This is a genomic window from Streptomyces sp. NPDC050743 (genome assembly GCF_044456925.1).
Classification (GTDB): domain Bacteria; phylum Actinomycetota; class Actinomycetes; order Streptomycetales; family Streptomycetaceae; genus Streptomyces.
Genome location: NZ_JBITGJ010000035.1, coordinates 43,820 through 69,507 on the forward strand (window position 1 = coordinate 43,820; position 25,688 = coordinate 69,507).

General features: G+C 71.5%; 22 protein-coding genes. 8 read left to right on the forward strand and 14 right to left on the reverse strand.

What is annotated here, in order from left to right; translation table 11 throughout:
* Positions 1 to 104 precede the first annotated feature (104 nt).
* Complete coding sequence (locus tag ACIBJF_RS28770) at positions 105 to 842, reverse strand: GntR family transcriptional regulator (RefSeq protein ID WP_399178064.1); 738 nt, start codon at positions 840 to 842, stop codon at positions 105 to 107.
* Between the two features lie 129 nt (positions 843 to 971).
* On the opposite strand from ACIBJF_RS28770, the gene ACIBJF_RS28775 reads away from it, so the two are divergent.
* On the forward strand, positions 972 to 1,976 hold the full coding sequence (locus tag ACIBJF_RS28775; protein ID WP_399178007.1) for a Gfo/Idh/MocA family oxidoreductase: 1,005 nt from the start codon (positions 972 to 974) through the stop codon (positions 1,974 to 1,976).
* A gap of 65 nt (positions 1,977 to 2,041) precedes the next feature.
* Here ACIBJF_RS28775 and ACIBJF_RS28780 read toward each other — a convergent pair whose 3' ends face one another.
* The 9 genes from ACIBJF_RS28780 to allB form a co-directional block, all read right to left on the reverse strand.
* Entirely contained in the window at positions 2,042 to 3,223 is a 1,182-nt protein-coding gene (locus ACIBJF_RS28780) for a cytochrome P450 (protein WP_399178008.1), read from the reverse strand.
* Positions 3,224 to 3,302: 79 nt separating this feature from the next.
* Positions 3,303 to 3,974, reverse strand: a complete 672-nt coding sequence (locus tag ACIBJF_RS28785) for a response regulator transcription factor (RefSeq protein WP_356308599.1) — start codon at positions 3,972 to 3,974, stop codon at positions 3,303 to 3,305.
* A 522-nt stretch (positions 3,975 to 4,496) separates the two neighbouring features.
* A complete protein-coding gene (locus tag ACIBJF_RS28790) occupies positions 4,497 to 5,741 on the reverse strand; it encodes a sensor histidine kinase (RefSeq protein ID WP_399178066.1) in 1,245 nt (414 codons plus the stop codon).
* A gap of 266 nt (positions 5,742 to 6,007) precedes the next feature.
* Positions 6,008 to 6,403 carry a ribonuclease domain-containing protein gene (locus ACIBJF_RS28795; protein WP_356308602.1) on the reverse strand — a complete coding sequence of 132 codons (396 nt, stop codon included), beginning with the start codon at positions 6,401 to 6,403 and terminating at the stop codon, positions 6,008 to 6,010.
* An 85-nt stretch (positions 6,404 to 6,488) separates the two neighbouring features.
* Positions 6,489 to 7,400 carry a DMT family transporter gene (locus ACIBJF_RS28800; protein ID WP_399178010.1) on the reverse strand — a complete coding sequence of 304 codons (912 nt, stop codon included), beginning with the start codon at positions 7,398 to 7,400 and terminating at the stop codon, positions 6,489 to 6,491.
* Positions 7,401 to 7,489: 89 nt separating this feature from the next.
* Positions 7,490 to 8,116: a dihydrofolate reductase family protein gene (locus ACIBJF_RS28805; protein ID WP_399178012.1), complete on the reverse strand. Its 627-nt coding sequence runs from the start codon at positions 8,114 to 8,116 to the stop codon at positions 7,490 to 7,492.
* A gap of 107 nt (positions 8,117 to 8,223) precedes the next feature.
* Positions 8,224 to 9,042 (reverse strand): AIM24 family protein, encoded by an 819-nt coding sequence (locus ACIBJF_RS28810; protein ID WP_351806311.1) that lies wholly within the window; start codon positions 9,040 to 9,042, stop codon positions 8,224 to 8,226.
* 147 nt (positions 9,043 to 9,189) lie between these two features.
* Positions 9,190 to 10,320: an allantoicase gene (gene alc, locus ACIBJF_RS28815; RefSeq protein ID WP_399178015.1), complete on the reverse strand. Its 1,131-nt coding sequence runs from the start codon at positions 10,318 to 10,320 to the stop codon at positions 9,190 to 9,192.
* A gap of 5 nt (positions 10,321 to 10,325) precedes the next feature.
* Positions 10,326 to 11,705, reverse strand: a complete 1,380-nt coding sequence (gene allB / locus ACIBJF_RS28820; protein ID WP_399178016.1) for an allantoinase AllB — start codon at positions 11,703 to 11,705, stop codon at positions 10,326 to 10,328.
* A 271-nt stretch (positions 11,706 to 11,976) separates the two neighbouring features.
* On the opposite strand from allB, the gene ACIBJF_RS28825 reads away from it, so the two are divergent.
* Entirely contained in the window at positions 11,977 to 12,771 is a 795-nt protein-coding gene (locus ACIBJF_RS28825; RefSeq protein WP_399178018.1) for an IclR family transcriptional regulator, read from the forward strand.
* Between the two features lie 83 nt (positions 12,772 to 12,854).
* Here the strand turns inward: ACIBJF_RS28825 and ACIBJF_RS28830 are convergent, their stop codons facing one another.
* A complete protein-coding gene (locus ACIBJF_RS28830; protein ID WP_399178020.1) occupies positions 12,855 to 13,172 on the reverse strand; it encodes a DUF5955 family protein in 318 nt (105 codons plus the stop codon).
* A gap of 129 nt (positions 13,173 to 13,301) precedes the next feature.
* Here ACIBJF_RS28830 and ACIBJF_RS28835 point away from each other — a divergent pair, with 129 nt between their 5' ends.
* Positions 13,302 to 13,904: an NTP transferase domain-containing protein gene (locus tag ACIBJF_RS28835; protein ID WP_399178021.1), complete on the forward strand. Its 603-nt coding sequence runs from the start codon at positions 13,302 to 13,304 to the stop codon at positions 13,902 to 13,904.
* A gap of 184 nt (positions 13,905 to 14,088) precedes the next feature.
* Positions 14,089 to 15,714, forward strand: coding sequence for a malate synthase A (gene aceB / locus ACIBJF_RS28840; protein ID WP_399178022.1), 1,626 nt, complete (start codon positions 14,089 to 14,091; stop codon positions 15,712 to 15,714).
* A gap of 3 nt (positions 15,715 to 15,717) precedes the next feature.
* On the opposite strand, the gene ACIBJF_RS28845 is transcribed toward aceB, so the two are convergent.
* Entirely contained in the window at positions 15,718 to 15,993 is a 276-nt protein-coding gene (locus ACIBJF_RS28845) for an Rdx family protein (RefSeq protein ID WP_351806325.1), read from the reverse strand.
* Between the two features lie 10 nt (positions 15,994 to 16,003).
* Positions 16,004 to 16,918, reverse strand: coding sequence for a HipA family kinase (locus ACIBJF_RS28850; protein WP_399178024.1), 915 nt, complete (start codon positions 16,916 to 16,918; stop codon positions 16,004 to 16,006).
* Between the two features lie 571 nt (positions 16,919 to 17,489).
* Between ACIBJF_RS28850 and ACIBJF_RS28855 the strand changes: the two genes are divergently transcribed.
* The 4 genes from ACIBJF_RS28855 to ACIBJF_RS28870 all read left to right on the forward strand — a co-directional run bounded on the left by ACIBJF_RS28855 (position 17,490) and on the right by ACIBJF_RS28870 (position 24,152).
* The gene (locus ACIBJF_RS28855) at positions 17,490 to 19,226 is read left to right on the forward strand and encodes a family 43 glycosylhydrolase (RefSeq protein WP_399178026.1); all 1,737 of its coding nucleotides are present in this window, start codon (positions 17,490 to 17,492) and stop codon (positions 19,224 to 19,226) included.
* Positions 19,227 to 19,531: 305 nt separating this feature from the next.
* Positions 19,532 to 21,100, forward strand: a complete 1,569-nt coding sequence (locus ACIBJF_RS28860) for a DUF1906 domain-containing protein (protein ID WP_399178028.1) — start codon at positions 19,532 to 19,534, stop codon at positions 21,098 to 21,100.
* A 93-nt stretch (positions 21,101 to 21,193) separates the two neighbouring features.
* Positions 21,194 to 23,017 carry a hypothetical protein gene (locus ACIBJF_RS28865; RefSeq protein ID WP_399178030.1) on the forward strand — a complete coding sequence of 608 codons (1,824 nt, stop codon included), beginning with the start codon at positions 21,194 to 21,196 and terminating at the stop codon, positions 23,015 to 23,017.
* A gap of 382 nt (positions 23,018 to 23,399) precedes the next feature.
* Positions 23,400 to 24,152: a CAP domain-containing protein gene (locus tag ACIBJF_RS28870; protein ID WP_399178032.1), complete on the forward strand. Its 753-nt coding sequence runs from the start codon at positions 23,400 to 23,402 to the stop codon at positions 24,150 to 24,152.
* Positions 24,153 to 24,159: 7 nt separating this feature from the next.
* Here ACIBJF_RS28870 and ACIBJF_RS28875 read toward each other — a convergent pair whose 3' ends face one another.
* The gene (locus ACIBJF_RS28875) at positions 24,160 to 25,674 is read right to left on the reverse strand and encodes an IucA/IucC family protein (protein ID WP_399178034.1); all 1,515 of its coding nucleotides are present in this window, start codon (positions 25,672 to 25,674) and stop codon (positions 24,160 to 24,162) included.
* Between the last annotated feature and the right edge of the window lie 14 nt (positions 25,675 to 25,688).

The window sequence follows — 25,688 nt, forward strand, 5'->3', positions numbered from 1 at the left end:
CGAACACAGGTGACACTCATGACGCAGCCGGGGATCATCTACCGGTCCGATTGTCCGGACATTGGGACGAACAGGATCGATGGTCGGCCGTCGGGGATCAGCGGTCAGGGCCGGACGAGCAGCTGGAACTCGAAGGAGTAGCGCGTCGGGCGGTAGGTGTGGTCGCCGAACTCGACCGCGCGGCCGGTGTCGTCGAAGGTGGTGCGCTGCATGGTGAGCAGGGGTGCGCCCTCGTCCTCGCCGAGCCGCTCGGCCTCGGCCGCCGTGGCACCGCGGGCGCCGATGGACTGGCGGGCGCTGTGCAGAGTGATCCCGGCCGAGCGCATCAGCCGGTACAGGCCGGTGGCCTCCAGCTGGTCGGTGTCCAGGTCGAGCAGGCCGGGCGGGAGGTGGTTGATCAGGTACGCCATCGGCTCGCCGTGCGCGAGGCGCAGCCGCTCGATGCGGTGCACCTCGCCGCCCTCGGGGACGCCGAGCGCTGCGGCGACCTCGGCGGTGGCCGGCACGACGGTGTTGACCAGCACCTTGGTCGCGGGGCGCTGACCGGCCGCCTCCAGGTCGTCGTAGAGGCTGCTCAGCTCCAGCGGGCGCTTGACCTGGCTGTGCACCACCTGCGTGCCGACGCCGCGGCGGCGCACGAGGAGCCCCTTGTCGACGAGGGATTGGATGGCCTGGCGGACGGTCGGCCGGGACAGTCCGAGCCGCGCGGCCAGCTCGATCTCGTTGCCCAGCAGGCTGCCCGGCGTGAGGCTGCCGTGCTCGATGGCGGCCTCCAGCTGCTGGGAGAGCTGGAAGTACAACGGCACCGGGGAGCTACGGTCCACATGGAGGTCGAGCGACACGGTGGGGTCCACATCTGGTTTCGACACGGCCCGAGCGTAGCCCCGTGGTCGGTTGACGGGAAGTTGTGTAGTCCGGTTGTCCGGACATGCGCATTGACAGCGTACGGGGTGCGCCCTCACTTTGTTTCCATGCGCATCGGGGTCATCGGGACGGGCCGCATCGGCACCCTCCACTCGAGAACGCTCAGCCGCCACCGCGAGGTCGGATCACTGATCCTGACGGACGCGGATCCGGCACGGGCGCAGGGACTGGCACACCAGCTGGGTGAGACGGCGGCGCCGGGTGTGGACGAGATCTTCACGTGGGGCGTGGACGCGGTGGTGATCACCACGGCGACGTCGGCCCACGCCGAACTGATCGGTCGGGCAGCCCGCTCGGGCCTGCCGGTCTTCTGCGAGAAGCCGATCGCGCTCGACCTGCCGGGCACGCTGCAGGCACTGGCCGAGGTGGAGAGGGCGGGCACGGTCCTGCAGATGGGGTTCCAGCGGCGCTTCGACGTGGGATACGCCGGTGCCCGCGAGGCCGTCCGCTCCGGACGCCTCGGCCGGCTGCACACCGTGCGCGCGATGACCTGCGACCAGTCACCTCCCCCGCCCGACTGGCTGCCGCTGTCGGGCGGGCTGTTCCGGGACACGCTGATCCACGACTTCGACGTGCTGCGGTGGGTGACGGGCCGTGAGGTGACCGACGTCTACGCCACCGGGTCCGACGCCGGGCCCGCGATGTTCCGCGAGGCAGGCGACATCGACACGGGCGCGGCGCTGCTCACGCTGGACGACGGCACGCTCGCCACGGCCACCGCGACCCGGCTGAACGGGGCCGGGTACGACGTGCGCATGGAGCTCGCCGGGGAGGCGGACACGGTCGTGGTCGGCCTGGACGACCGCACGCCGCTCGCCTCGACCGAGCCGACCGGGCCGCCGCCCGCGGACAAGCCGTGGCCGGGCTTCCTGGAGCGGTTCGGCCCCGCGTACGAGGCCGAGCTGAACGCCTTCGTGCAGGTGGTGCTCGGCGAGCGCGCCAACCCGTGCGACGGTCACGAGGCCCTGCAGGCCCTGCGGGTGGCCGAGGCCTGCGAGGTCTCCCGGCGGCAGCGGCGCCCGGTGGCCCTGGCGGAGATCCCGGACCGGTAGGGGGCTTCGCGGCACGGGTCCCGGCACGGCTGCCGAAGGGCGGCTCTGAGCGGGCGGCCGGAGAGCTACCAGCGCACCGGCAGGGTGCGGACGCCTCTCATCAAAAGGCCCGGAAGCCATTCGCCGGGTGGGCCGTCGAGCGTGAGGGCCGGGGCGCGGCGCAGCAGGGTGCCGATGGCCGTACGGCCCTCCAGGCGGGCCAGGGGCGCGCCCAGGCAGTAGTGGATGCCGTGGCCGAAGGCGAGGTGGCCGCGGGGGTCGCGGCGGATGTCGAAGCGGTCCGGTCCGGCGTAGCGGGCGCCGTCGCGCTGGGCCGCGGTGAGGCCGATCATCACATGCTCGCCCCGCCCGATCCGGGTGCCGGCGATCTCCAGGGGCTCGGTGGCGTACCGGAAAGTGGCGGTCTCCACCGGGCCCTCGTAGCGCAGCATCTCCTCGATCGCGCCGTCCAGCAGGCCCATGTCGGCGCGGAGGGCGGCGAGTTGGCCGGGGTGGGTGAGCAGCGCGAGGACGCCGTTGCCGATGAGGTTGACCGTGGTCTCGTGGCCGGCGATCAGCAGCAGGTAGGCCATGCCGCGCAGCTCTTGCGCCGAGAGCCGGTCGCCGTCCTCGGCGGTGGTGCGGATCAGGTCGCTGAGCAGGTCGTCGGCAGGGCCGGCGCACCGCTTGTCCTCGATCAGCTCCGTCAGGTACTCGGCCAGGCGGACCACGGCGTCGTACTCGCTCTGGGAGCTGGTCGGGGCGACCACCTCCGTCGACAGTTTCCGGAACTCGTCGCGGTCCATCTCCGGGACGCCGAGCAGTTCGCAGATGACGGTGATGGGCAGCGGGTAGGCGAGGGAGCCGATGAGGTCGGCGCGGCCGGCCGGGAGCATCTCGTCGAGCAGGTCGTCGGTGATCTGCTGGACGCGTGGGCGCAGTCGCTCGACGCGGCGCATGGTGAAGGCCCGGGCGACCAGGCCGCGCAGGCGGGTGTGCTGCGGCGGGTCGGTGGCCAGCAGGTGCCGGCCGATCAGGTCCTCGTCGAGGAAGGTCACGCCGATCCTGCTGCCGTCCTTGGCAAGGCGCGGGTCGGCGAGCGCGGCACGGGCCTCCTCGTACCCGACGACGAGCCAGCTCTCGTAGCTCTTGTCGGAGCCCGGCGGCCGGACGCGGTGGACCGGGCCGCGCTCGCGCAGGCGCGCGTACACCGCGTGCGGGTTTCGGCGCAGTTCGTCGCCGTACTCCCCCAGGTCGATCAGCTCCATGTCCTTCCCGTCCTCCCCTTGCGGCCCCCGAGGCCAGGACAGCAGCACCCCGTACCGCGTGAACGTCCAGGACACCCGGTTAGTGCCCGTCGTCCTCGAGGAGTCCGGCGTCGTACGCCAGCAGGGCGATCTGGACGCGGTTGTCGAGGCCGAGTTTGGCGAGGATGCGGGAGACGTGGGTCTTGACGGTGGCCACGCTCATGAACAGCTCGGTGGCGATCGCCGCGTTGGCCAGGCCGCGGCCGACGGCGACGGCGACCTCGCGTTCGCGGTCGTTGAGAACGGTGAGCCGTTCACGCGCGCGTGCCTGGCGCGCGTCGGCGGCACTGCCGGCCGCATGCCGCATCAACTGCCGGGTGACGGCGGGCGACAGCACGGGGTCGCCGGCCGCGACCCGGCGCACGGCGTGGACGATCTCGGCGGGCGGGGTGTCCTTCAGCACGAATCCGGCGGCGCCCGCGCGCAGGGCGTGCAGCACCTGCTCGTCGGCGTGGAAGGTGGTGAGCACCACGACCTGCGGGGCGTCGGACCGTGCGCGCAGCCGCTCGGTCGCGGTGAGCCCGTCCACCGACGGCATCCGGATGTCCATGAGGACGACGTCCGGCCGGGTGCGCGCGACGAGTTCCTCGGCCTGGGCGCCGTCCGCGGCCTCCCCGACGATCTCGATGTCCTCGGCCCCGCCGATCATCAGGGCCAGTCCGGCCCGTACGAGCGGGTCGTCGTCCACGAGGAGCAGTCTGATCGGCGTCATGGGCCTTACGTAATCACGGTTGCGGGGGCGATGGCGCCACGCCTGGGCACCCGGGGTCGGGCCGCGTGACCGGCATCGCCTCGGCGTATGGGATCACGCCGTGTCGGGTGCGTGTCCGGCGGTCCGCATGAGTCGGCCGAGGGCGGATGTCGGCCCCAAATGCCTCCTGGCCAGGGCGCGTTCCATTGGCGACCTGGTTCCGACGGGGCGCTCAGGATGGCCGTCACCCGGTCGAGGGCGGGTCGTCGCGCCGGTGGTGCCCCGGGCTCGGCGGACCGGCGTACGAAGGGCGCCGTCATGCCGTCGGTCCCGGCTCTCCCCAGGGCAGCCAGGCCCGTACCTCGAAGCCGCCGTCGGCCGTGTTGCCGATGTCGGCCACAAGTGCCGCCTGGCCAGGGCGCGTTCACCGCATCGGCCAGGGGGTTCCGGTGGGGCGCTCAGGATGGTCGTCACCCGGTCGAGGGCTGGTCGTCGCGCCGGTGGTGCCCCGGGCTCCGGCGGACCGGCGTACGAAGGGCGCCGTCACGCCGTCGGTCCCGGCTCTCCCCAGGGCAGCCAGGCCCGTACCTCGAAGCCGCCGTCGGCCGTGTCGCCGTGCTCCAGCCGGCCGCCGGTCAGGGTCGCGCGTTCGGTGAGGCCGATCAGGCCCTGGCCGGAGCCGGGGACGGGTGTGGGCTCGGTGGTGGGCGGCGGGTTGGTGACCGTGACGGTGAGGCCTTCGCCGGGGGCGCCGGTGAGGAGCAGGGCGACCTCGGCGCCGGGGGCGTGTTTGCGGGCGTTGGTCAGGGCCTCCTGGGCGATACGGTAGGCGGTGCGGCCGACGGAGGCGGGAACGGCGGCCGGATCGGCGACGCGGTGCTCCAGGGTGACCTTCATGCCGGCCTCGCGGCACTCGGAGACGAGGGCGTCCAGCGCGGCCAGCGTCGGCCGGCGCCGCTCACCGGCGGCGTCGTCGGCCTCGCCGGCTCGCAGCACGCCGATGATCTCCCGCAGGTCCTGGAGCGCCTCGTGCGCGCTCTCCCGGATCACTCCGGCGGCCCGGGCGACCTCCTCGCGCGGCGCGTCCGGCCGGAACTCCAGCGCGCCCGCGTGCACGCTGAGCAGGGTCAGCCGGTGGGCGAGGACGTCGTGCATCTCGCGGGCGATGGCCTCGCGGGCGAGCCGCTGCGCCTGCTCGGCGCGCAGCCGCGCCTCGGTCTCCGCCCGGCGGGCCCGCTCCCGCAGGCTGAGCATCAGCAGCCGCTTGGAGCGCACGAACATGCCCCAGCCGATGACGGAGACCGCGAGCAGCACGGCGAACACCACGGAACCCAGGTAGGGCAGGTCCGGGTCCGGGCGCAGCCAGTAGTAGACGGGTACGAGGGCGAGGTCGGCGCCGCCGATCCAGGCGACGTAGCGGAAGGCCCGGTGCACGGCGAGGGTGAACAGGGCGACCATGACGGCGCCGCCCGCGGTGGAGGACACGAAGCCGACGACGACCATCGCGGCGGCGAGGCCGACCGGCCGGCGTCGGCGCAGCCAGACGGCGCCGCAGGACAGGGCGCCGAGCAGCACGTCGGCCACGGCGAGGGTCTGGGGCGCGCGCCGGAGCAGGACGGTGGCGGTCGCCAGGAAGAGCAGCACCGCGAGCAGGAAGCAGCAGGAATCCACGACCCAGTCCCGTGCGGTGCGCCGGGGCCGCCGCCCGGCCGGGGCGGAGTCCGGGTCGAGCCCGTGCAGCACGGCCGAGGGCAGCATCCACCGGCGCAGCCCCGCCCCGCGCGCCATGGTGGGGTCCAGCCCGTTCTCTGTCACGGTCGACAAATCTACGCAGGCCGCGAGGCGCCGAGCGCATCGTGGACGGGATCGGCTACCAAAGTCGCGGACTCATGGACTTTGGTGGGCAGGGGCCTGCGGACGCTCCCATGCCGTCCCCTCCTGGCCGACTTCACTCGCCGACCCGCCCCGCGGCGAATGGGTGGGGGTGGACCGCGGGGCGGGGGCTGGTGCGTCGGATCCGTCGCGCTGTTCCTCGGGTTCTGTCGTCGTCCGGCTCAGCAGCCGAAGTCGATCAGGTCGAACGTGGCGTAGTGGTCGGAGGTGTAGTAGTCCTCCTGGTACGCCTCGCCGGTGACGATGCGCCGGGCGCCGCGGGTGGAGGAGCCGGGGGTGATCACCGTGTACTCGTGGTAGTAGCCGTAGGACTCGCTGGGCAGGACGCCCTCACGGTTGGAGAAGACGGTGCCGTCCTGCGAGTACGGGTACGGGCCGCCCTGGTCGATCAGGTCCAGGGTGTCGTAGGCCTGCGACGGCAGGTCGCTGTAGCAGATGCTGCCGACCGACGAGGCTGCGGCGTCCGCCGTGGTGGCGGAGACGGTGCCGCCCACGAGGAGGGCGGACAGGAGCGCGGCTGCGGCGCCGATGCGAGTGGCGCGTGGGGGGAATCTCATGCCCTCATGATGACGCGCGTAGACGTTGGCATGTCAACGACAAGATTGAAGAATTTCCCTTCAAGTCCGATGAGTTTTCGGGAAGTTAACCTGCCGCCCTGCGCCCCCACGCGGTGCCCACCAGCACCAGCGCACCGCCCGCGAGAGCGAGCGCGCCGAGCCGTTCCCCGCCCAGGGCGATCCCCGCCGCGGCGGCCCACAGCGGCTCGGTGCCGAGCAGTAGACCGACCCGGGACGGGGACGTACGGCGGACCGCCCACATCTGCACGAAGAAGGCGAACACCGTGCACAGCGCGGACAGGAACAGCAGCCCCGCCCAGTCCCGGGCGCCGAACCCGGCCGCGACCGCCCACGGCGCCGGACCGCCCGAGACGGCCGACAGCAAGGCGAAGACGGCGACCGACGCGCCGAGTTGGACCGTGGTCAGCGGCAGGGCGTCGGCGCCCTGTACGGCCCTGAGCCGGGACATGGCGAGGACGTGCAGCGTGCGGGCCAGCGCGGCGAGCAGCATCAGCAGGTCTCCGGTGCTCGGCCGGGTGAAGCCGGCGCCCTGGGTGAGCAGGACGACACCGAGCACCGACAGCAGTGCCGCGCCGAGGAAGGCCGGGGTGGGCCGGGTGCGGGTGACGGCGGCCTCGGCGAGGGGGGTGAAGACCATGGTGAGGCTGATGATCAGACCGGCGTTGGTCGCCGAGGTGTGGACCACGCCGTACGTCTCCAGCAGGAAGATCCCGCTGAGGATCAGGCCGAGGAGGCCCGCGCCGCGCCACTGGGCGCCGCCGAGCCCCCGCAGGGCCCGGCGGCCGGCGACGGCCAGCACGGGGACGGCGAGCGCGAACCGCAGCACCAGCACGGCGAGGACCGTTCGGGCGGTGGTGACGTCCTTGGCTGCGAGATAGCTGGCACCCCAGCAGACCGCGACGAGCAGGACGGGCAGATCGGTGTGCCAGGTGCGGCGGGGCAGGGCGGCGGGACCCGGTACGGCGATCGACGACATGGGGGCGGCTCTCCCGGTCTCCGAAAGGGGTGCGGAGACGTCGGCGGCTCGCGCGGGGCGATCACCGTACCGGCGGTGACGATCTTCGGCTAGGCGTTTTCCGGAAGCTCGTACGAGCCGTACCGCGGCCTGCCGGCCAGGTCGTACGACTGGAGGGAGACACCGGCGGCGGTGACACGTCCGGCGGTGTGCGTGAACGCGGTCGGTACGGCGCCCTCGGTGAACAGACGAAGGCCGGAGCCGAGCACCACCGGGAAGGTCAGCAGGTGCAGGGTGTCGAGGAGCTGGAGATCGATCAGGGAGCGGAGCAGGGCGCCGCTGCCGTGCACCTGGAGCTCGCCGTCGGTGCGCTCCTTGAGGGCGGTGATCTCCTTGGCGAGGTCGCCGCTGATCACGGTGGTGCCGGACCACGCGGGGTCGGTGAGGGTGGACGAGGGGACGTACTTCGGCAGGGCGTTCAGCTTGGCGGCGATCGGGTTGCCGGGGTCGGTCACCTTCGGCCAGTACCCCGCGAAGATGTCGTACGTACGGCGGCCGAGCAGGAATGCGTCCGCGCGGTCGAAGACCTCGGTGACGAACCGGCCGAAGTCGTCGTCGCCGTACGTGAAGCTCCAGCCGCCGTGCTCGAAGCCGCCCCGGGTGTCCTCCTGGGGACCTCCGGGTGCCTGGTAGACGCCGTCGAGGGTGACGAAGATGGTGGAGACGAGCTTGCCCATGGCGGGTGCCTTCTTTCCGGGTGCGGGGTCTTTGCGGTCAACAGCTCAGACCCCGCACGCACCCGCAACTCATCGGTTCGAGCCGCGCGCACCGGAGAAATCCCGGCTCAGCCGGCGTGCGTCGAGAACAGTCCGCCGGTCGGGCCCTGCTTGTCGCCGCCCTGGGCCTTCTTCAGGGCGTTGGCCAGGCTCTCGATGGTGAGGGACTGCAGGATCACCCGGCCGTTGCCCTCCAGGGTGGCCAGGGACAGGCCCTCGCCGCCGAACACGGCGTTCATGATCCCCTGGCGGTTGAGGCCGCCGACGCGCTGGACGCCGTACTGGATGCCCTCCTCGAAGGCGACCACACAGCCGGTGTCCACCTCTATGCGGCCGCCGAAGTCCGCCGGGTTGAGGTCGATGAAGTTGCCCGCGCCGGCGATGATCACCGTGCCGTACCCGGTGAACTTCTCCAGGATGAAGCCCTCGCCGCCGCTCATGCCGGTGCGGCCGCCGGCGAAGGCGATGCCGAAGTCGACGGTGGACTCGGCGGCCACGAAGGCGTCCTTCTCGGCGAACCACGCGCGTGTGCCGTCGAGTTCCAGGGCCCGCATCTCGCCCGGGAGCACACCGGCGAAGCCGACCGTGCCCTGGCCGCCCTGGGAGGTGAAGTACTGGAACGCCAGCGACTCGCCCGCGAGCATGCGCTGGCCCACCTGCATGGCGGTGCCCATGGCCTGGCGGAGCAGGCCGCCCATGCCGCCGCTCCCGCCTCCCTGCGCCTGCTGTCCGCCGTTTCCGGACGGACCGGACAGCCGCGTCTCCATGGTCACGTTCGTCGTCTTGAACAGGAACTTTCCGGCCTCGCAGTACACGGTCTGGCCGGGCTGAAGGTTGACGACCGCCATCTGCATGGCGTTGCCGACGATCTCTTGCTGAAGGGTCACGCGGGGAGAACGCGGGAGACGGACCCGTAAGTTCCAGCCATCCGGAAACGGGCCCCTGCGAGTGACGCGCGGGACGCCCCGGTGCTGTCCGGGCCGGGGCGCCCCACGCGGGTACGGGGTGGGTCGGCCAGGCGGGCCGGCCGGGGGTCAGCCGCCCAGTTCCTGGTGCCGGGCGGCGAGGCCGGCCGCGCCCTGCTCGGTCAGGGAGCCGAACAGGCGCAGGCGGGAGATGCCGCCGTCGGGGAAGATGTCGATCCGCGCGTGCGTGCCGACGGCCGGGGCCGGGAGCACGAACCGGTGATTGGTGTCGGGCTGCAGGCGGGTGCGCGGGAGGATCTCCGTCCACTCACCGTGCTCGCCGTCCTTCACCGACACCGACGCCCAGCCCGCGCTGTTGCCCTTGAGGTAGGCCGTGTCGATCTCGATGGCGCGGATCCGGGACTGGGCGGCCAGCCGGTAGCGGATCCAGTCGTTGCCCTGGTCGCGGCGGCGGCGGGTCTCCCAGCCGTCGTCCATCTTGCGGGAGCGGCCCGGCTGGATGGTGTTGGTCGCCGGGGAGTAGAAGAGGTTGGAGGCGTCCTCGACCCGGCCGCCGTTCTCCAGGGCGACCACGTCGAAGGTGCCGAGGACCGCGAGCCACTCGGGGTCCGGGACGACCTCGCCGTACACGCGCAGGCGCGCGATGCCGCCGTCGGGGTGCTGGTTGACCCGCAGGTGGGTGAAGCGCTGCTCGGCGGTGACCTCGAAGCCGTTGGCCGCGTGGCCGCCGACGGCGGTGCGCGGGACGATCGTCGTCCACTTCACGTCCTCGCCCAGCAGCTCCTCCGGGGACGGCGAGCCGGGTACGGACGCGCCCTCGATCGAGACCGCCTGCGGGTAGTTGCCACGGAAGTGGGCGGTGTCGACGACGATCCCGCGGATCACCCCGGGCGCGCCGAGGCGGACCAGCGCCCAGTCGTGGTCCTCGGCGGTCGGCCAGGGGTGCTCGGCAGAGGCGCCGCGCCGGCGGCGGGTCTCCCAGCCGTCCATGACCTTGCCCTTGTGCCCGAAGTGCTCGGGGTCGAACTCGGCCGGCTCGGGCACCAGCAGGTTCTCCCGCTGGGCGAAGAACTCGTCGTTGGCGGCGATGACACCGGCGCCGAGCTGCCGGTCGGCGAGGTCGGCGTACTGGGTGAAGGGGAAGTCGGCGGTGCGGTAGTCCGCGTACGGGTCGCCGCCTCCGTAGGGGTTCGCGTCGCCGGTGAAGCGAGCCGAAGAAGATTGATGCAGCGACGTCACGATGATCAGGGGTTCCTTTCGGGAGTCGGCCGGTGCGGAGGGTGGCTTACCGGGGGGCGGGCGAGCAGCGTGCCCTTCGGCTCGGTGAACTCGCCGTCGGCGACGATGCGTTCGCCGCGCAGCCAGGTGGACTTCACGACGCCGTACAGGGTCTTGCCGGCGTACGCGGTGACCCGGTTGCGGTGCTGGAGACCGGCCGGGTCGACGGTGAAGGTCTCGTCGGGGGCGAGGACCGCGAAGTCGGCGTCGCGACCGGCCTCGATGGCGCCCTTCTGCCCGAGGCCCACGAGGGACGCGGTCCGGGTGGACATCCAGCGCACCACGTCCTGAAGGCCGTAGCCACGCGCGCGTGCCTCGGTCCACACGGCGGACAGGCTGAGCTGGAGGCCGGAGATGCCGCCCCAGGCGGTGGCGAAGTCGTCGGTCTTCAGGTCGGCGGTGGAGGGCGAGTGGTCGGTGACCACACAGTCGATGGTGCCGTCGGCCAGCGCCTCCCACAGCAGGTCCTGGTTGGCGGCCTCGCGGATGGGCGGGCAGCACTTGAACTCGCTGGCGCCGTCCGGGACTTCCTCGGCGGTGAGGGTGAGGTAGTGCGGGCAGGTCTCCACGGTGATCCGGACGCCCTCGGCACGGGCGGCGCGGATCAGCGGCAGCGCGTCGCTGGAGGACAGGTGCAGCACGTGCACGCGCGCGTGGAGGCGGCGGGCCTGCGCGACGAGGTTGGCGATGGCCGTGTCCTCGGCGTCGCGCGGACGGGAGGCGAGGAAGTCGGCGTACCGGGGGCCGCCGTGCTGGGGTGCGGCGGCGAGGTGGTGCGGGTCCTCGGCGTGCACGATCAGCAGGCCGTCGAAGCCGGCGATCTCCGCCAGGGACTGGGCCAGCTGGTCCTGGTCGAGATGCGGGAACTCGTCCACACCGGACGGGGACAGGAACGCCTTGAAGCCGAAGACGCCGGCGTCGTGCAGCGGGCGCAGGTCCTTGACGTTGTCGGGCAGGGCGCCGCCCCAGAAGCCGACGTCGATGTGCGCCTTGTCGGCGGCCACCTCCCGCTTCACCCGCAGGTTGTCGACGGTCGTGGTCGGCGGGAGGGAGTTGAGCGGCATGTCGACCAGCGTGGTGATGCCGCCGGCCGCCGCTGCGCGGGTGGCCGTCCAGAAGCCCTCCCACTCGGTGCGGCCCGGGTCGTTGACGTGCACGTGGGTGTCGACCAGGCCGGGCAGCAGCACATGGTCGCCGAAGTCCTCCAGCCGCGCGCCGGCCGGGACCTCCGCGTCGTACGGCAGGACGGCCGTGATCCTCCCGGCGGACACGGTGACCGTGGCGGCCCGCGTCCCCTCCGGAGTGATGACGCGCGTCGAGCGCAGGACCAGTTCAGCGTCGGACACCCGGACCCCTCTCTGTACCGCCGTTTTACGCCCCGGGAACGGGATGTACATTCACGTAACGGATTTCAACGTTCTGTTGAAGGAGTCTTCACTCCCACTTCTCCGCCGTCAAGGGGCACACTTCTGGACAGCGGCCGGCCCGCGCCCACTCTGGACGTTTCCACAAGGCGGAATTACAATTCCAGCAAGCAGAACGTAGCTACGCACAAGCAGGGAGTCAACCGGCTGCCGGGTAGGCTTCTCACCTCCTGCCATCCGAAAGGAACGCGCCGTGCCGACGTCCAGCGCCAGCACCACCGACTCCGCCAAGCCCTCCGCCGCGGGCGGGGTCCAGTCCCTGGAGCGCGCCTTCGACCTGCTCGAGCGGATGGCGGACGCGGGCGGCGAGGTCGGTCTGAGCGAGCTGTCCGCGACCAGCGGGCTGCCGCTGCCGACCATCCACCGGCTGATGCGCACCCTGGTCGCCTGCGGATACGTCCGCCAGCAGCCGAACCGGCGCTACGCACTCGGCCCCCGGCTGATCCGGCTCGGCGAGTCGGCGTCCCGGCTGCTCGGCACATGGGCGCGGCCGTATCTCGCGCGGCTGGTCGAGGAGACCGGCGAGACCGCGAACATGGCGCTGCTGGACGGCGACGAGATCGTGTACGTGGCCCAGGTGCCGTCGAAGCACTCGATGCGGATGTTCACCGAGGTGGGCCGACGGGTCCTTCCGCACTCCACCGGCGTGGGCAAGGCGCTGCTGGCGGGCGTTCCCGATGACGAGGTACGGGCGCTGCTGGCGCGTACCGGGATGCCCGCGGCCACCGAGAAGACCATCACCACACCCGAGGGGTTCCTCGCCGCGCTGGAGGACGTACGGCGGCTGGGGTACGCCGTCGACGACAACGAGCAGGAGATAGGGGTGCGATGCCTGGCGGTGTCCGTGCCCGAGTCTCCGACGGCGGCCGCGATCTCCATCTCCGGGCCGGCGGGGCGGGTCACCGAAGAGGCGACCGAGAAGATCGTGCCGGTGCTGCAGCAGGTCGCCCTCGAGTTGTCCCAGGCTTTGGCGAGTTCGGGCGCCTGACAGCCCTGGGGGCGTTGATCGTCGGCGGGCGCGGGTGCTGCGCGGTCGTTCACGCGGTCCCCCGTACCCCCAGGGGGTTGCGGTCAGCCCCTCTGCGTCGGCTCCCCGAACAGATCCACCGCCTGCCGCACCTCGCCGAGCCCCCTGGCCAGGGCGCTCACCGAGCCGATGGCACCGGCTATCAGTAACAGGGAACTGCGCAGGCGCGGGATCTCCGGTGAGCCGCCGGAGGCCATCGCCGCCAGCGTCGCCAGTTCGTCCTCGGCTATGGCGCGGTCGGGGAACTCGGAGGGGAGCGCGGCGAGTTCGCGGCGCAGCCGGGACACCGCGGTCCGCAGTTCCGCCACTCTCGGATCCTCGTCGCTGCCGGTCACTGGCCTCTGCCCCAAGCTCTGCAACACAGCCCTCCCCCTGACACGCCCTCGTGCGCGGGTCAGTAAACGCCACCGCGTCCGGGAGCGCCACCGCGCGGACCGAAATTCAGCCCAAGGAAACCGGCCGCCGGCTTCCCCGTCGGGTATGCAGGACGCATGACGGAGAACCGACACGAGGACGTCGCCGGGCTGCTGCTCGCCGCAGGCGGGGGCAGACGGCTCGGCGGGCGGCCCAAGGCGCTGCTGGAGCACCGGGGGCGCCTCCTGGTCGAGCACGCGGTCGGGGTGCTGCGCGCGGCCGGGTGCGGCCGGATCCACGTCGTGCTGGGAGCGCGGGCGGACGAGGTCCGCCGGCGGGCCGATCTGAGCGGATGCGTGCTCGTGGACAACCCCGACTGGGCCGAGGGCATGGGTTCCTCGCTGCGGGCCGGACTGGCCGCGCTGACCGGTACGGGGGTGCGCGCGGCCCTGGTGAGCCTCGTCGACCAGCCGGGCATCGGGCCGGCGGCCGTGGCCCGGGTGCTCGGCGCCTTCGAGGACGAGAAATCGCTGGTCTCGGCCGCCTACGACGGCACGCGCGGGCATCCGGTGCTCTTCGGCGCGGCCCACTGGCCGGGCATCGCGGCGACCGCCACCGGGGATCGCGGGGCACGGGAGTACCTGAAGGAGAACGCCGGGCGGATCCGGCTCGTGGAGTGCGCGGACGTGGCCGAGCCGTACGACATCGACACCGAGGCGGACCTGCGCCACCTTGAGTGAAGAGGGTGGCACTGGGCGCCACCTTGCCTCGACCCGGAGAATCTCGACATCAACAAACCATTGAAGTTCCACGATGAGGAAACTACTATCCACTGATCAGGAGCGCCTGCCCGCACAGTTGGCGCCGATTGCCCTGTTCGTGCCACTAGGCACCCGGTGCCACCGCTGAAGGAAGTGACAGCTCATGTCCGCACCAGCGCCGTCCCCGCTGGCCATCGTCGACGCCGAGCCCCTGCCCCGGCAGGAAGAGGTCCTCACGGACGCGGCGCTCGCCTTCGTGGCGGAGCTGCACCGGCGGTTCACCCCGCGCCGTGACGAACTCCTCGCCCGCCGGGCCGAGCGCCGCGCCGAGATCGCCCGCACCTCCACGCTCGACTTCCTGCCCGAGACGGCCGCGATCCGCGCGGACGACTCCTGGAAGGTCGCCCCGGCCCCGGCCGCGCTGAACGACCGGCGCGTCGAGATCACCGGCCCCACCGACCGCAAGATGACCATCAACGCGCTCAATTCGGGCGCGAAGGTCTGGCTCGCCGACTTCGAGGACGCCTCCGCGCCCACCTGGGCGAACGTCGTCGTCGGCCAGGTCAACCTGATCGACGCCTACACCCGGAACATCGACTTCACCGACCCGGGGTCGGGCAAGTCCTACGCCCTGCGCCCGAACGAGGAGCTGGCGACGGTCGTCATGCGCCCGCGCGGCTGGCACCTGAACGAGCGTCACCTGGTCGACGCCGACGGCACGCCGGTCCCGGGCGCCTTCGTCGACTTCGGCCTGTACTTCTTCCACAACGCCCAGCGGCTGCTGGACCTCGGCAAGGGACCGTACTTCTACCTGCCGAAGACCGAGTCGCACCTCGAAGCCCGCCTGTGGAACGACGTGTTCGTCTTCGCCCAGGACTACGTCGGCATCCCGCAGGGCACCATCCGCGCCACCGTCCTGATCGAGACGATCACGGCCGCGTACGAGATGGAGGAGATCCTCTACGAGCTCCGCGACCACGCCTCGGGGTTGAACGCGGGACGCTGGGACTACCTGTTCTCCATCGTGAAGAACTTCCGCGACGGCGGCCAGAAGTTCGTCCTGCCGGACCGCAACGCGGTCACGATGACCGCCCCGTTCATGCGGGCCTACACCGAACTTCTCGTCCGCACCTGTCACAAGCGTGGGGCGCACGCGATCGGCGGCATGGCCGCGTTCATCCCGTCCCGCCGCGACGCCGAGGTCAACAAGGTGGCCTTCGAGAAGGTCCGCGCCGACAAGGACCGCGAGGCGAACGACGGTTTCGACGGCTCCTGGGTCGCCCACCCCGACCTGGTCCCGATCGCCATGGAGTCCTTCGACCGGGTCCTCGGCGACAAGCCGAACCAGAAGGACCGGCTGCGCGAGGACGTCCACGTCGAGGCGGCCGACCTGATCGCGATCGACTCGCTGGAGGCGAAGCCGACGTACCAGGGCCTCGTCAACGCCGTCCAGGTCGGCATCCGGTACATCGAGGCCTGGCTGCGCGGGCTCGGCGCGGTCGCCATCTTCAACCTGATGGAGGACGCGGCCACCGCTGAGATCTCCCGCTCCCAGATCTGGCAGTGGATCAACGCGGGCGTCGAGTTCGAGAACGGCGACAGGGCCACGCCCGAGCTGGCCCGCAAGGTCGCCGCCGAGGAACTGTCCGGCATCCGCCAGGAGATCGGCGAGCAGGCCTTCGCCGCCGGCCACTGGCAGGAGGCCCACGACCTGCTGCTGAAGGTCTCCCTGGACGAGAACTACGCCGACTTCCTCACCCTGCCGGCGTACGAGCAGCTCAAGGGCTGACGCTCACGAGGATCCCTCCGAGTGGCCCAGGGGCTTTCCCGGGGCCACTCGGTCGCGTACGAGGCGCTTGACCGCGGTGGGCTCCGGGAAGCCCTGCTCCTTGCGGTCCCACACCACCTCGCCGTCCACCCGGACCACGAAGACGCCCCCGGTGCCGGGCCTGAGCGCCAGCTCGGTCAGCTCCGCCTCGAAGGTGGTGAGCAGTTCCTGCGCCAGCCAGGCCGCACGGGGCAGCCAGCGGCACTGTGTGCAGTACTCGATCTGTACGCGATGACTCATCCGATGTGCCTCATCCCAGGTGCGCCGACCAGTCCTGTTCCGCCGCCGGCTTGCCGTGCAGGTCGGGGACGCGCTTGAGCCAGTCCGGGCGGCCCGCCCGGGTCTTCACCGCGCGGGCCGCCTCCTCGGCCGCGAGCTGCTCGCGGCTCGGGAAGTCGGTGGGCAGCCACTCGTGCGACAGGCGCACGCGGGCCATGAGGTAGTCGACGTAGGCGGCGCGGACGTCGTCCGGGCTCGCGAAGCCGGCGTCCTCGGCGAGCCACGCGTCCGGCACCTCGGCGACGATCCCGCGCAGCAGGTCCTCGGTCACCTTCGGGGCGAGTTCGGCGTCGGCGGCGCGGACGTCGGGGCCGTAGTGGCCGAGGGCGTGATGGCGGAAGTCGTACTTCTTGCCCGGTGTCGTGGTGTCCCAGCGGTGGTGGAAGACCAGGGCGGCGCCGTGGTCGATGAGCCACAGGCGGGGCGGTACGGTGCCGAGCGTGGGCCAGACCATCAGGTTGGAGCTGTGCACCGTACGGTCGACGTTGACGGTCAGCGCGTCCAGCCAGACGATCCGGCCCGCCTCCAGCGGGTCCACGGGGAAGACCTTCGCGATCTCCGGGGTGAAGTCCCGGGCGCCCGGCAGATGGTCCATGCCGAGGTTCACGCCCGCGCTCGCGCCGTGCAGCTCCCGCACCTCCTGGTGCGGCTCGCCGGCGGCGATCGCGGGGTCGAAGTGGACGAGCACCAGCTCAGGGAAGCGCAGGCCGAGCGCTCGGGCGAGCTCTCCGACGATCACCTCGGCGACCAGCGCCTTGTGTCCCTGCGCCGAAGCGGTGAATTTGACGACGTACGTGCCGTCGTCGTCGGCCTCCACGACCCCGGGCACGGAGCCGCCGGAGCGCAGGGGGGTGATGTAGCGGGTTGCGGTGACCTCTCTCAGCATTTTCCAAGGCCCCCACGGTCGTTCGTCTCACATTCCACGGCCGGCTCCGACGCGGTTCAGTCCGGGGAAGTCTCCCCGATCAGGCCCGCCGCCCTGCTTCCGGCCTCCGGCAAGAAATGAGCATAGTGACCAAGTGTGACAACCGGGCAGGACCGTCCCTGCCTCCAGCATGATCGAGGCGCGGGTTTGCCGCAGCACCTGGAAGCCGCCCTTGGCAGGCGGGACGCAGAAGAGCTCGCAGCTCTCGTACGCGGGCTCGTGGAACTCGGCGACGAGATCCCGCAATTCGGCCTCGGTCACCGGCCGACCCGCGACGGTCCCGCGGGGCTCCAGCCCATTGACGGCCACTCACCCCGTTCCTACACTAGCGCCGAAATCGATTTCAGAGACACACCGCACCGACCCGTCGACTGCGCGCATCCGAATGTCATGCTCCTGATAACCGCTGGGTGCCGAGCCGTTCAGCCGGGCGGCGACCGTCCGATCGCCGCCTCACCTGGCACGCCCTCTGTCCCGCCGCCGATCCGGCGCTGCCCGTCGGCGGCTTCATTCCCCCCATACGGAGCCCACCATGGTGGACCTGCTCGGAAAGCGCCGGAGACCGCTCCTGCGCACCCTCGCGGCACTGGTCACCCTCGTCCTCGCACTCCTGCCCACCGCCGCCCAGGCCGACCGGGAGTCGGTGCGCACGGCGGCGGTCGGCGCCGCGACCTTCACCAATCCCATCCGACAGCACGTCAGCGACCCGTACGTCGTCCAGTACGGCGGTTACTACTACATGACCAGCACGGACGGCTGCGACGCCGACTACCTGTGCGTATGGAAGTCGGCCACCATCACCGGCTTCGCGACGGCCGAGAAGTACGACGTGTTCCACATCCCCGCCGGGCAGTCGAACTCGTACGAGGTCTGGGCGCCTGAAATCCATTACGTGCAGGGCCATTTCTACATCTACTACACCGCCGCGGCGGGCAACGGCGCCTCTCACCGCCTGTTCGTCCTGCAGGCGGTCGGCGGCGACCCGGCAGGCCCGTACACCGAGGCCAACACCGGTTATCCGCACGGCCAGCTCCACGAGTCGAGCGACCTGTGGGCCATCGACCCGACCGTGTTCGGCGGCAGCGACGGCAGGCTGTACATCGCCTGGTCCGGGTGGCCCACCTCGGCCGGCGGCCAGCAGAACATCTATCTCGCGTCGATGAGCGACCCGCTCCACATCAGCGGCAACCGGGTGCAGCTCTCCGCGCCGACCGGGGCGTGGGAGACCGTGGGTCTTCCGGACGGCCCGAACAGCGGCACGGTCGGGCACTTCCCCGTCAACGAGGGACCCGAGGCCTTCCAGCACGGGGGCAAGACCTACATCACCTTCTCCGCCAGCGGCTGCTCCACCCGCAGCTACGCGGTCGGGCTGCTGACCAACAGCGACGGCAACCTGCTCAGCCCCTCGTCGTGGGCCAAGACCGGGCCGATCTTCAAGTACCACGGCAACGTCATCGGATCCGCCTCGTTCCAGCCCATCACCTCGCCGGACGGCAACGAGGACTGGTTCCTGGTGCACTCCAACACCAACCTGTGCGACTCCGGACGCGAGCTTCGCGCCCAGCGGCTGTACTGGGACGCCCGCGACGGCAAGCCCCTGCTGGGATACCCGGTCGACGACGGGGTGCCGCTGGACGTGCCCTCCGGGGAGCCCGGTTCGGTGCTTTCCGCCGACCCGTACGCCTCGGGCTGGGGCGACCCGTACGCCTCGGGCTGGGGCGACGCGTTCGGCGACGCGGCCGAGGGCGACGGCACCAGCGGCCGCAAGGCCGGCACCTGGACCGTCACGGACACCCGCACCGCGAGCGTGACCTCGCTGAACGGCGTCCCGTGGGCCCAGCTCTTCTACGCCTCCAACCCGAACTACGAGAACTACACGGTCTCGGCCGACGTGCGCTGGAGCGCCACCGGCACCACCTCGCAGTACCCCAAGTACGGCATCTACGCCTCGTACGCCGACAAGAACAACCACGTCGAGGTCTTCATCGACCGCAAGAACGGGGTGCTCGCCACCCACGCCGTGGTGCAGGGCGCCGAGCAGGCCTGGCAGAACTCCGCTCTGCCGGCCGGGTTCGATCCGGCCCAGTACCACACGCTGAAGGTGGTGAAGGCGGGCGCCGGCTACACGTTCTTCCTCGACGGCGCCCAGGCCCAGCAGCGGACCTTCAGCGGGGCGTCCTTCCCGGTGCTGCTCAACGGGCAGCCCGGTCTGGTCACCGAGGACACCGCGGCCGACTACCGCAACGTCACGGTCGGCAACACCTTCTGAGACGTGCCGCAGACCCTTGATGGAGGCCGCGCCGGACCTCCGTCAAGGGCGGGGTGCTCGCGCCCAGGCCGAATCTCGGCGTTGCCGGCACTCAGCTCTTGAAATCGATATCACAGACGCTAGGGTGTGGCCCGGTACGGCGAACACATGCTTTCCGCAAGGAACCTGACACAGGCACACCCTCGCGCGAACGTGGCCGTGCTCCCGTGGCGGCAAGGATTTCCGGGGCCTGAGTCCCCAACTGACATACCTCATCCATCAAGTGTCTCTTGTCATGATCATGTAAGCAGAGAGGGGTCATGCACATGACCAGACCTAGCCGCGCCGGACGCGCGGCCGGCACTGCCATAGCCATGCTGCTCACCGCGGCGTCCGCGGCGCTGACCGCGCCCAGCGCGCAGGCCGCGACCGCCGCCACCCAGGAGGTGGCCTACCACGGCTACCACCTCCGGGTCCCGGCCGACTGGCCGGTCATCGATCTCGCCGACAAGCCGGACACCTGTGTGCGCTTCGACCGGCACGCCGTCTACCTCGGCCACCCCGCGGGCCAGGAGCACTGCCCCACCCACGTCGTGGGACGCACCGAGGCCCTGCTCGTCGAGCCCCTGGACGGCACCGGCACCGCGACCATCGACCGCGACACGCTTGTCGCGGCGAAGGGGACCGCGACCTACGCGCCCCGGCGCACCTCCGCGGCCGAAACCGGCGAGATCCGGCTGGCCGTGCCCTCCGCCGGGGTCATCGCCACCGCCACGTACGGCACCGGCAAGGCCCCGGCCGAGCGGATCCTGCGCACCGGCCGGCTCGACGGCCAGGCCCGGCCCATCGCGAGCCGTACCCCGAAAGCGACCGCCTCCGCCGCCCTGGACGTCGCCGCACAGCCCGGCGCCTACACCGGCAAGGGCTTCGACACATGTGCCGCCCCCAGCACCGCCACGATGAACGCCTGGGGGGCGTCCCCCTACCGGGCCGTGGGCGTCTACATCGGCGGCAACAGCCGCGCCTGCGCCCAGGCCAGTCTGACCTCGTCCTGGGTCAGCACCGTGACCGGCAACGGCTGGCACCTGATCCCGACCTACGTCGGCTCGCAGGCACCCTGCACCTCCTTCGGCCACCGGGTCTCCACCGACCCGGCCACCGCCCGCAGCCAGGGCAGCGCGGAAGCCGACGACGCCGTCTCCCAGGCGCAGTCGCTCGGCATCCCGGCTGACAGCGTCCTCTACAACGACATGGAGGGGTACGACAACACCAACTCCTCCTGCAGCACCGGGGTCCTGAACTACCTCTCCGCGTGGACCGACGAACTGCACGCGCGCGGCTACCGCTCCGGTGTCTACTCCAGCGCCGGTTCCGGCATGCGCGACCTCGCCGCGCAGTACGCCACCGGCGCCTACACCATGCCGGACCACATCTGGTTCGCCTGGTGGAACAGCGCCGCCGACACCAATTCCGGCACCTACGTGCCCGCCGCCGACTGGGCCGACCACCAGCGCATCCACCAGTACTTCGGCGGCACCAACGAGACCTGGGGCGGCGTCACCGTCAACATCCACGGCGACTACCTCGACGTCGACGGCGGAGGCAGCGTTCCCCCGCCGCCCGCCAAGTACTGGGTGGACACCTTCGCCAACGCCCCCGTGTACGCGTCGGAGACCAGCACCACCCAGACCGGCACCCTCAACGCGGGCACCAACTACGTCTACTGCAAGGTGTGGGGCCGTCAGATCGGTGACGCCACCACCTACAACCACTGGTGGCTGAAGACCGACCCCGACACCGGACCGGCGAACCAGTACGTCTCCGCCTACTACCTCACCCGCTGGGGCAACGACGAGGCCAAGGACAACAACGGCACCGTCATCCCCGACTGCTGACCACCGCGCCTCCGGCGGGACACCCCGCCGGAGGCCCGCTCAACCCTGTTGGAAATCGATTTCAGCACTCTCCTCTGGAGCCGCTTCATGCGCATGACCGCCAGACCCTGGCGCACTGCCGCCGGCATCGCCACCGCCCTGCTCCAGGTCCTCGCCCCCGGAACGGCGAGCGCGGCGCCCGCCGCCACCGCTCTCGCCTCGGCCCCGGAGAGCGACTTCTTCTCCACCGTGCAGATCGACTCGGGAGCCGCCGTCGGCGCACCGGCCGTCGGGGACAACGCCAACCACGGCGACCTGTGGCCCAACTGCTGGTCGGACGACGACAACGTGTACGGCGCCTACGGTGACGGCGTCGGCTTCAACGCCCCCTACAGCGACATCGGGGTCGCCCGCATCTCCGGCACCCCCGGAAACCTCCAGGGCACCAGCCTGGCCCAGGGCGACAACGTCGGCCAGGTGTGGACGGCCGACCACACCCGCAAGCCCACCGGCATGGCCTGCGTGGACGGCACCATGTACCTCGCCGTGCAGGACCTGGCCACCGACTTCAACGACGCGCCCGACGGCTATGTCTACGCCTACGGCCTGGACCACAACTGGCGGGACTCGTTCAACGACCGGGTGCCCGACCCGGAGGACGTCTACCTCGCCCGGGTGCCCCGGGCGTCGGTGCTCGACCGCTCCGCCTGGCAGTTCGTCAACGGCTTCGACTCCGCCGGCAACCCCACCTGGTCCTCCGACATCGACCAGCGCACCCCGGTCCTGCACGACGACCGGCACATCTACCAGAACGTCTACACGGCCGGCCGGGCGCACAACCTGGCCACCATCAGCCAGGGCGGCATCGTCTACGACAAGCCGCTGAACCGCTACCTCTACACCTCGTGGACCGAGTACACCTTCGAGTTCTACGAGTCACCGACCCCGTGGGGTCCGTGGAAGCACTTCGAGACCAAGGACTTCGGCGGCTACCCCTGGACCCACACCAAGCACGGCGGCTACGCCACCACCATCCCCTCGAAGTACATCAGCGCCGACGGCAAGTCGGTGTGGCTGCAGTCCAACGTCTGCCCCTGCGGCGGCGGCTACCCGGCGAACGACAACTGGGCCTACACCTTCTCGCTGCGCCAGATGCATCTCGAACCGCGGGTGCCGTCCACCCCGTCCAACACCGCGGACCCGGCCCGCAACCTCGCCCGTGAGCCCGACACGGTGGGCATCGAGCGCGCCACGCACTACGGCAACGTCCAGTTCTACAACGACGGCAACCGCACCCAGTCCGACGACGACTGGAACGACGAGAACAAGACGGCGAGCTGGTGGGGCTACACCTGGCCGCGCAGCTACACGCCGGACCGGGTCGTCTACACCACCGGCAGCATGTTCTCCGACGGCGGCTGGTTCGCGCAGAACCTGCGCGTCCAGGTCCGCGACAACGGCACCTGGACGGACGTCGCCGGACTCCGCACGTCGCCGTCGTACCCGTACGACTCCTCCGCCGGGCAGAACCACACCTACCAGTTCGACTTCACGCCGACCTCCGGCGACGGTGTGCGGATCATCGGCGTGCCCGGCGGCACGAAGACCTTCACGTCCATCGGCGAACTGGAGGCCTACTACAGCGGCGGTGCGTCCGGGGCTCCCGTGAAGTACTGGGTCGACACCTCCCCCACCGCACCGGTCTACGGCTCGCCGACCAGCACCACCCAGACCGGCACCCTGAACGCGGGCACCAACTACGTCTACTGCAAGGAGTGGGGCCGCCAGATCGGCAACGCCACCACCTACAACCACTGGTGGCTGAAGACCGACCCCGACACCGGACCGGCCGGCCAGTACGTCTCCGCCTACTACCTCACCCGCTGGGGCAACGACGAGGCCAAGGACAACAACGGCACCGTCATCCCCGACTGCTGACCACCGCACCTCCGGCGGGACACCCCCGCCGGAGGCCCGGCAGCGTGACATCCATCACAGCGGACTCGGCCACTAGGCGTCCTGCATAGTAGGCGCGCCCCCGATGACAAATGGGATTTGTCCGGCTTGCCGCCGCCAGGAACCGCCCCGCGGGCCACGGCACCGCGCCTGCTCGGCGCGTGACCGTATACACCGCCATCGGACCTCTCCTGACGCGACGCCAGGCATCTGCAAACGTCGCGGACGCGAACTCGGCATCTCCGCGGTCGCCTGACAAGAGGCATCGGCCCCTACGACCCGCAGTAGTAGAAGCGGCCTTTGCGCTCCTTGTGAAGCCCTCCTGAAAATGAGCGCCCGGCGATCACCGAGCGAGGTTGAGGGAATGGCCAAGCACCGCAAGACGCAGCACTACCGGCGCATAGTCGTCGCCACCGTCGCCATGGGAGTCGTGGGCGTGCCGTCCGTCGCCCTGGCCTGCTCCGACTGGCCGCACGGCGACCAGGACCGGGCGGGCGTCGCCGCGACGAGCACACCCCGGCAGCCGGAGCACCACGGTCACCGGCACCACCACCATCACCACCGCAACGTCCACCACCACACCGGCACCCCGCGGGCCACCGCGTCGCCCACGCCCCGGCCCACCGCTCACCCGAGCACCAGCGCGAGCGCGAAGCCCACCACGGCCCCCACGCCCCGGACGACCACCGCTCCCAGCACCGCGAAGCCCACGCCCACGCCCACACCCACGGCCACCGCGTCCGGGGCCACCGCGCGCGTGGTGCAGCTCGTGAACGCCGAGCGCGCCAAGGTGGGGTGCCATCCCCTGACCGTCAACGCGAAGCTGACGAAGGCGGCGCAGGCCCACAGCGCCGACATGGCGGCCCACCAGAACATGTCGCACACCGGATCCGACGGATCGTCCCCCGGTGACCGCATCACGCGGGCGGGCTACACCTGGAGCGCCTACGGCGAGAACGTCGCCTACGGGTACGCCACCCCGGAGCAGGTCATGACGGGCTGGATGAACAGCCCCGGACACCGGGCCAACATCCTCAACTGCTCGTACAAGGAGATCGGCGTCGGTCTCGCCCAGCCGGGCAGCTACTGGACCCAGGACTTCGGCACCGCCCGGTGAGCCCGGGTCAGCCGCCCGCCAGCGGGTTCGGCAGCGGCAGGTAGCGGGCGTCCGCGCCGTCCGCTCCGGTCCAGCGCAGCAGCAGGTTGGTCTTGCCGGGCAGCGTGGGCGAGGTGAGCAGGGCGGGGATCTCGGGCAGGTCGTGCCGGGCGAGTTCGCGGCGGGCGGCGGGCCAGGGGTCGAGCCCGGCATGGTGTTCGGCGAGGGCGGCGGCGATCTCGGTGAGGTGGTTGACGACCAGGCAGTACACCAGCCGCTCCCAGCCCGCCGCCCGGGTCACGTCCGGCAGCAGCTTGGCTCCCTCGGCGTCCCGGTACAGCACCTGGACGGGCGTGCCGGCCGCGTCCACGGCGACGAGGGCGTTCTGCAGATGGGCCTCCAGGACGACCCCGTGGTCGTCGAAGGCCGTGAGGGCGGGCGGCACGACCTGGCGCAGATAGGCCTCCCACCAGGCCAACGGGTCGGCCGCCGTGGCCAGCGGGCTGCCGTCGAAGCCCTCGGCGAGGCCGGCGGCGAGCAGCGGGGTGGCACCCGGCAGCAGATGGCCGCGCAGGCCGTCCCGGACCAGGACGGCCAGCTCCTCGAAGGCGAAGACGGCCGTACGGTAGCCGCGGTCGCTCAGCCAGGCCGCGGGCGGGCCCATCGCCGCGAAGGCGTGCTGGACCGCCGCGTCCGTGCGGCGCAGTTTGCGCAGGTCGTGGCGCCACAGGCGGCGGATGTCGTTGGTGATGCGGACGTCCAGGCTGAACTTCAGGAACAGGTCGCGCCGGGGCTCGTACACCGTGCGGATCGCCGCCGTCGGCCAGGTGTCGAAGGCGGTCGTGCCAAGGCGCAGCAGGCGCCCGTCGGCGAAGGCCTCCGCCAGCTCGCGGCCCATCAGGTCCAGCTGCCAGGGGTGGGCCGGCAGCAGCCGGTAGCCGGGCGGGACCGGGCCGAGCGCGTCCAGGGCGCTGGTGTCGCCCTCCTCGGCCACCTGGTCCTCGCGGACGCCGAGCAGCACCAGCGGGAAGCGGGCGTGCGCCTCGGGGGCGTAGGGCAGCCAGGAGGCGACCGGGCCGCCGCCGCGCGCCTTGGGCGCCGGGTGGTACGGGTGGCCGGTGATCAGGGACTGCTCGGAGCGCAGATACGGGTCCGCGGGCGCCGTGGCCCGGGCGCGGGCGGTGAGCAGGGCCGCGACCGCGTCCCGGCTGTCGACCATCTCGGCGGGCAGGTCGCCGCCCGCCAGCCCTGTGTGCCGGCGCAGCTCCTCGGCGACCAGTTTGACCAGCTCGGAGTGGCCGACGCGGTGCCAGGCCCCGGCCGCGCGCACCTCGGGGTCGGCGGGGCGCCGGCCGGTCCGCACGCGCAGCAGCCGCCCGCTGGGCAGCCGGTGGACCCGCGGGTCACCAAGGTGGCCGAGCGGCTCGGCCACCTCGCGCAGCAGGCAGTTGAGCAGGGGCGCGGCCGCGTAGGCGTCGGCCAGGGGGCCGACGGAACCGGTGGGGGGTGCTCCGGAGAAGGGAGAGGAGTCCACGCGATCCATTCGTTTCGTCCGGG